The organism is Paraburkholderia sp. SIMBA_053 (assembly GCF_046534895.1).
Classification (GTDB): Bacteria; Pseudomonadota; Gammaproteobacteria; order Burkholderiales; family Burkholderiaceae; genus Paraburkholderia; species Paraburkholderia caledonica.
In genome coordinates this window covers 1-250 of the sequence record NZ_JAWRXU010001296.1, presented here as the reverse complement: position 1 = coordinate 250, position 250 = coordinate 1, and the positions used below count along the sequence as shown (strand labels likewise).

The 250-nt window shown below is 24.0% G+C and carries 1 protein-coding gene; it reads right to left on the bottom strand.

Going from position 1 to position 250, the window contains the following annotated elements:
• A partial coding sequence (locus SB753_RS39805; RefSeq protein WP_410805513.1) for a hypothetical protein occupies positions 1 to 250 on the bottom strand: 250 nt, incomplete at both ends.

The window sequence follows — 250 nt, the reverse complement described above, 5'->3', positions numbered from 1 at the left end:
ATAACTCCTGAATAATTCTATAAATTGCTTGTTCATATTCTACATTAGGTAGAATAATATTATCTTGAATTTCATAATAGAAGAAAAATGTAGCTTTAAGATTTACTTGTTTAAATAAATCTAATAATGCTTTTTTCAAACCTAATTCATATAGAAATGGAGGACGTAAGTTATTACATGTTTCACGAATGACATAAATATGATCTAAGACATCTTCATATACTTCGTTAATTATTTTTTTCATATCGAC